7 protein-coding genes are annotated in these 6,214 nt (G+C 48.4%); 4 read left to right on the top strand and 3 right to left on the bottom strand.

Annotation, left to right across the window (positions count from 1 at the left end; all coding sequences use genetic code 11):
- From A3750_RS09040 to A3750_RS09025, 4 genes are all read left to right on the top strand, one after another.
- Positions 1–196: UPF0149 family protein (locus A3750_RS09040; protein ID WP_156498496.1), on the top strand; the 196-nt coding region annotated here is incomplete at its 5' end.
- 48 nt (positions 197–244) lie between these two features.
- Positions 245–1,558, top strand: a complete 1,314-nt coding sequence (pepP, locus tag A3750_RS09035; protein ID WP_068454348.1) for a Xaa-Pro aminopeptidase — start codon at positions 245–247, stop codon at positions 1,556–1,558.
- 48 nt (positions 1,559–1,606) lie between these two features.
- Positions 1,607–2,860 carry an FAD-dependent monooxygenase gene (locus tag A3750_RS09030; RefSeq protein WP_068454345.1) on the top strand — a complete coding sequence of 418 codons (1,254 nt, stop codon included), beginning with the start codon at positions 1,607–1,609 and terminating at the stop codon, positions 2,858–2,860.
- Positions 2,861–2,909: 49 nt separating this feature from the next.
- A complete protein-coding gene (locus A3750_RS09025) occupies positions 2,910–4,142 on the top strand; it encodes a UbiH/UbiF/VisC/COQ6 family ubiquinone biosynthesis hydroxylase (protein ID WP_068454342.1) in 1,233 nt (410 codons plus the stop codon).
- A gap of 13 nt (positions 4,143–4,155) precedes the next feature.
- On the opposite strand, the gene A3750_RS09020 is transcribed toward A3750_RS09025, so the two are convergent.
- The 3 genes from A3750_RS09020 to tatB form a co-directional block, all read right to left on the bottom strand.
- Entirely contained in the window at positions 4,156–4,905 is a 750-nt protein-coding gene (locus A3750_RS09020) for a 16S rRNA (uracil(1498)-N(3))-methyltransferase (RefSeq protein ID WP_082863126.1), read from the bottom strand.
- On the bottom strand, positions 4,902–5,681 hold the full coding sequence (gene tatC, locus A3750_RS09015) for a twin-arginine translocase subunit TatC (protein WP_068454339.1): 780 nt from the start codon (positions 5,679–5,681) through the stop codon (positions 4,902–4,904). The genes A3750_RS09020 and tatC overlap by 4 nt, the downstream gene beginning before the upstream one ends.
- 91 nt (positions 5,682–5,772) lie before the next feature.
- Positions 5,773–6,132: a Sec-independent protein translocase protein TatB gene (tatB, locus tag A3750_RS09010; protein WP_068454336.1), complete on the bottom strand. Its 360-nt coding sequence runs from the start codon at positions 6,130–6,132 to the stop codon at positions 5,773–5,775.
- Positions 6,133–6,214 lie beyond the last annotated feature (82 nt).

Raw genomic sequence — 6,214 nt, 5'->3', positions numbered from 1 at the left:
GGATCTGCAAGAGATTCTTCGAGATTTGGTAGAAATAAGTCAACTGGATTCCCGTATGGATAGCTCGGAGACCAGTGAGCGCGATTTCTTCGAAGTGTGTGAGTACGTGCGGATAGGCACGTTAAATCTTTACCTCGAGTTTAATGAGCTGCCTGACGGTGCTTCAAACGAAGAAACTGCACCGACCCTTCATTAAAACACTCGCGGCAGCAATCTAGAATTAACAGAATAACGAACTAAACGTATGAGCATTACCAAGAAAGAATTCGCGGCACGGCGTAAAGCGCTTGCCGAGCAGATGGGCGACAACGCAATTGCAATCCTTCCTGCATCCAAGCTGAAGGTGCGCAACCATGACGCTGACTTTCAATTTCGTCAGGATAGCGATTTTTACTATCTAACAGGGTTTAATGAACCAGAGGCTGTCTTGGCGCTTATTCCGGGTAGAGAGCACGGCGAGGCTGTGCTCTTTTGCCGAGAGCGTGATCCGGCAAAAGAAATGTGGGATGGCAAAATGCTTGGGCCTGAGGGCGCAATTAAGCAGCTTGGTTTCGATGATGCGTTTCCGATTAGTGATATTGATGAAATTCTTCCTGGTTTGATTGAAGGCCGCGACAAGGTGTTTTATGCGCTTGGTCGAAATGCGCAGTTCGATGCACAAATCATGGACTGGGTGAACACGATTCGCAGCAAGGTCAGAAGTGGCGCGCATCCACCCGGTGAGTTTGTCGCTATCGAGTACCCTTTGCATGAGCTTCGATTGTTTAAGAGTAAGGCTGAGATAAAAATCATGAAGCGTGCAGGTGAGATCAGCGCGCAAGCGCATGTGCAGGCGATGAAAGCGTGCAAGCCTGGGCTTTATGAATATAGCCTTGAGGCGGAGATTGTTCATCGTTGTATGCAAAAGGGAGCTCGGTTTCAGGCATATTCTTCGATTGTTGGGGGTGGTGACAATAGCTGCATATTGCATTACATCGAAAACAACGAAGCGTTGAAGGATGGAGATCTTGTATTGATCGATGCCGGTTGTGAGCTAGAACTTTATGCCTCTGACATTACGCGGACGTTCCCGGTCAATGGTGCGTTCAGCGAGGCTCAGGCCGAGATCTATCAGATTGTTCTAGATGCGCAGTACGCAGCAATCGAGCAGGTGAAACCCAACAATCATTGGAATCACCCGCATGAGGCGGCAGTGAACGTTATCGTTGATGGCTTGCTACGGTTGGGCATTTTGAAAGGTAAGCGAGAAGAGATTCTTGAAAACGAGACTTATAAGCAGTTCTACATGCACCGGACAGGGCATTGGCTTGGGTTGGATGTGCATGATGTTGGTGAATATAAAACTGGTGGTGAGTGGCGAGTGCTTGAGCCAGGCATGGTGATGACTGTAGAACCTGGCATCTATATCGCGCCGGGCAGCAAAGGCGTAGCGAAAAAGTACCACGGTATTGGGGTTCGTATTGAAGACGATGTCGTTGTCACTAAAACGGGCAACGAGGTGCTGACTTCTGGCGTACCAAAGGATATCGACGAGATTGAAGCGTTAATGGCAGGGTAGATCCTTTCCGGTCAGTGTATTTTGAAAGAGTTGGTTGAGCGTTCTGAAATGGATAATACGATCAAACAAGTTGACTACGACATTGCGATTGTTGGCGGTGGTATGGTGGGTATACCGCTCGCTATTGGGCTGGCAGAGCGTGGTTTCAAGGTTGCGTTGATCGAGAAGTTTCGTCTCAAAGATGTATCTCATGAAGTGTTGCAGAATAGTTTTGATTTGCGCTCTACCGCGATATCTTTAGGGAGTATTGAACTTCTCCAGGCTCTTGGATTATGGGACGCTGAGCAGGCACTAGCTTGTGCGATTAATCGCGTCCATGTCTCCGAGCAAGGTAAAATGGGCACGACGTCGATTGAAGCACGTGATGTGGGTGTTGATGCTCTCGGTTATGTGGTTCCGAATATGGCTTTGGGCGGACTGTTGCATTCTCGGCTTATGGAAAGTGACGTTGCGGTTCTAGATCAGTCGGTGGTTACTCAGGTTCAGATGACCGATACCTGCGCGCAGCTTGAGCTGGATGTGATAGAAAACAAGGCCGATGGTGATCGTCTTCAGAAAAAAAATCTAACAGCAAAACTCTTTGTGATTGCTGACGGCGCAGAATCTAATTTGGCCAGGTCTCTCGGGATCGATTATTCAATAAAGTCCTACCATCAAAAAGCGATCATCACGAATCTGAAAACCGAGTTAGACAACAAGGGCGTTGCTTATGAGCGGTTTGCTAAATCCGGGCCGGCTGCTTTACTGCCGCTCAAGAGAGACGTCAGCGCTTTGGTCTGGACTCTGCATGATGACGTCGCTGATGAAATGATAGCGATGACAGACGCCGACTTTGCAACGCATATCGAAACACTATTCGGTGGCCGTTTAGGGCGAATTGATAAAGTCGGTGAGCGGGATGCGTACTCTCTAGCGCTCACTCAAGCAAAAGAGCTATGTCGCGAGCGATTGCTTGTCGTTGGAAATGCGGCTCATAGTTTGCACCCTGTTGCTGGGCAAGGGTTTAATCTTGCTTTGCGCGGTATCGTTGCATTTATCGAAGGCCTAACCCTCTGTAAGGAAAATGAGTTTTGGGCTTACAAAAATTTAAAGCCTCTTGTTGATGCGCATCGTGGTGAACAGTTCAAAATCGTGAATTTCAGTGATCAACTTGTAGAGCTGTTCTCTCCAGACTCGCATGTTCCAGCGCTTCTAAGGAGTTCTGGCCTGGTGGCACTGAATTCGTTTAAAGAGTTAAAAACCGAGTTTGCGCGACATACCATGGGTCGAGCCCAATCACTTAAGCCTTTGAGTGCGGGTTGATTGGTTGATTGGTTGAGTGGGGTCTTAGGGCGTTTTTGGGGTGAGTACTATGTATGATCTTGTTATTGTCGGAGCCGGTATTTCAGGTGCAAGCGCGGCTGTCGCTCTTGCCAAGACAGGGCTGCACGTTGCCTTAGTGGATGCGCAGGACCCTAGGCTCGTATCCTCAACAAAAGACAGAACGTGTGTTGATGATTTCTCCTCTCGTGTGAGCGCGATTACGCCAGCCAATGCGCAATGGCTTGAAGATATTGGTGTATGGTCGCATTTAAAGCCGCAGCAGATCCAACCCTACGCCAATATGGAGGTGTGGGAGGAACTTGGCGGAGGTCGTATTCAGTTCGATGCTTTGGATTACCAACGCCCTTGTCTCGGTTTTATTATAGAAAACCAAGCCTTACTCAGCGCGTGTTTCGCAGCGCTAGATACAGCCCCCGACATACACTCGGTAGATTACTTTTTTGGGGCGCGAATCAGCGCCATGCACCTCGATCAACAGCAAAAGGTTAGAGAGCTCGTTTTTGAAGACGATAGCCGGATCAGCACCAAGCTCCTAATTGGGGCAGATGGTGCGAACTCTTTTGTTCGCCGCGCATTGAATATCCCGACCCGAGAGTGGGATTACCAACAATGTGCCATTGTTTGTACGGTTGAGACGGAAAAACCGCACGAAGAGACGGCTTGGCAGCGCTTTTCTGAGCGCGGTCCGGTCGCCTACTTACCTTTGCGCGATACGCTAGATAAGAATGATTCAAGATATGCCCACTTTTGTTCCATTGTTTGGTCGTTGGATACTGCGCACGCAAGATCGACGTATGCGCTTGATGACAAGGCGTTCTGTGCATCTATAGAAAGAGAGCTTGAGGGCCGCTTAGGTCAAGTAAAAAGTGTTTCTGCGCGATGTCTGTTTCCCCTCCGTCAGCGTCATGCGAAATCCTATGTTGTCGATCAGGCGGTATTGCTTGGCGATGCGGCACATACAATTCATCCTCTGGCAGGGCAGGGCCTGAATCTTGGCCTGAGCGATGTCCAAGCATTGGAGGGGATTCTTCAAGACGCTCAGCGGAAGGGTTATGCGCTTTCTCATCCTGTTTTGTTGAAGCGTTATCAGCGGCAGCGCAAGAGCGAGAACTTAGCCATGATGCTCGGGATGGAAGGTTTTAAACGGCTTTTTGGTAGCGAAGATCCGTTGTTGCGCTTGCTCAGAAATACAGGCGTTAATACGGTTAATGCGCATACGTTTATCAAGCGACAAATTGCTACGCGGGCTATGGGGCTATGATTTTGCTTTGCTCTTAGCTTGGAAAAATTCTTGAAATCAATGCGGGAACAGCCGTTTCCACACGCAAAATTCGTGTACCGATATTCACCACTTCAAATTCCTGCTCTTGGATTTTCTCAGCTTCGTAGCGTGTAAAGCCACCTTCTGGTCCAATCATCAGCGTGCAAGCTTGCTCAAGATTAACAGGGCATGATGCTATAGCGCCGGGGTGTGCGAGTATTCGCCTGCTGGCTTGAGAGAAGCGCTTTAGCTCGTCTTCAACAAAGGGTTTGAACCATTTGCGTAACTGGATGTTTGGCAAGACGGTATCTTTTGCTTGCTCAAGGCCTAGAACAGCATTTTCATAGAGGGCCTGGTCGCTGAGCCACGGCGTCTGCCAGTAACTCTTTTCGACCTTCCATGAATTTAGAAGAACGATGTCTTTCACGCCCATGGAGATGCAGCTTTGCAAGGTGCGGCGGAGCATCTTTGGCCGCGGTAGGGCGAGTATTAACTTGAGGGGAAGCGCAGAGGGTGGAGGTTCGTTGCAGTCAAACTCAATAAGGGCCTGTTCTGGCTTGATCTCAATCAGACGAGCCTGGCCCATCATGCCGTTTTCGATACCTACATTAAGGGTATCACCCACCTCTGCTTTGAGTGTTTTCAACAAATGCTGAAACTGCCTGCCGGTAATGTTGGCCTGGCCGTACCTCAGGCCCTGACACTGATCCAATGCCACATTCTGATCACATATCTGCCTGGCTTTAAGCAGTAACAGGTTCATGTTGCTGGCGTGTCTGCTTCAGTTTCATCGTTGGGCTTCTCTATCATCTTGGCGAATACAAGGCCTACTTCAAAAAGGAGCCACATTGGAACAGCAAGGAGCGTTTGAGAAATGACATCAGGCGGTGTGAGCAACATACCAACAACGAAGCAGCCAATAACGAGATAAGGACGTTTTTCTGAAAGGCTCGAGGTTGAGGTGGCACCAACTGCGACTAAGATAATGATCGCAATGGGTATTTCAAAAGCAAACCCGAATGCGAAAAACATCTTTAGGACGAAGTCGAGGTACTGGCTGATGTCGGTCATAATAGCGACGTCTTCAGGCCCGGCTGATGTGAAGAATCCAAAGACGAGAGGAAACACAACAAAGTACGCGAAGGCCATGCCGAAGTAGAAAAGTATGATGCTGGACACGAGCAAAGGGATTGCGAGTTTGCGCTCTTTGTCAAAAAGAGCGGGTGATATAAATGCCCAAACCTGATACAAAATTACCGGCATGGCGATAAAAATAGAGGCAACGAACGTCAACTTGAATGGTGTTAGAAATGGCGATGCTACGCCCGTAGCGATCATTGTTGCGCCTTCAGGTAAAAGCGCTCTTAAAGGTTCTGAAAGCAAAAAATACAGGTCGTTCGCGAAATAATAGAGACTAAGAAAAATAACCATTACGGCGATGACGGCGCGTAACATACGGTCGCGAAGTTCAATCAAGTGTGCGATCAAAGGTTGTGCTTGATCTTTGTCGTCCGGGTTGACGGAGTCTTGCTCGCTCATGGGTTTACCTGTTCCGGATGGAAGCGATTGTTTCTGCTCAAGGTTATCGTCAGGCTCAAGACTATTCTACAGCGCAAGGCGACTCAGTCGCTCAAGACTTCTTAAGAGTATCTTCTTCGGCCGGTTCTGCTTGCTTGTCTCGTTTTGGCTGCTTGTTTGCTTCGGGTTCAAAGCTTGAAGAGGCTTCAGCCAAAGCGTGGCTGACAGTTTCGTGAATTTTGTTCGCATCATCATTAATATTAATGCTTTTGCCTTGCTCTTTTAACTGTTCGCGGAGTGTTTCAATTTCAAGTTGTCGATCAATTTCTTGGCTGAATGTACTGGCCATTCGCCGGGCTTTACCAACCCAGCGGCCAACCGTCTGCGCAGCTTTTGGAAGCCGTTCGGGGCCGAGAATAAGAAGAGCGAGAACCGCAACAATAATCAGCTCGAGAAAACCAATATCAAACATGTGCTACTACAGTCTTAAGTGCTAAACGTTTTGGTCTTTCTTTTCTTTATCTGTGCTGACTTTCTCAGCTTTAACATCAATC

Source organism: Oleiphilus sp. HI0079 (genome assembly GCF_001635105.1).
Note: the sequence above shows the minus strand (reverse complement) of the source record. Positions and strands in the feature narration are given on the sequence as shown.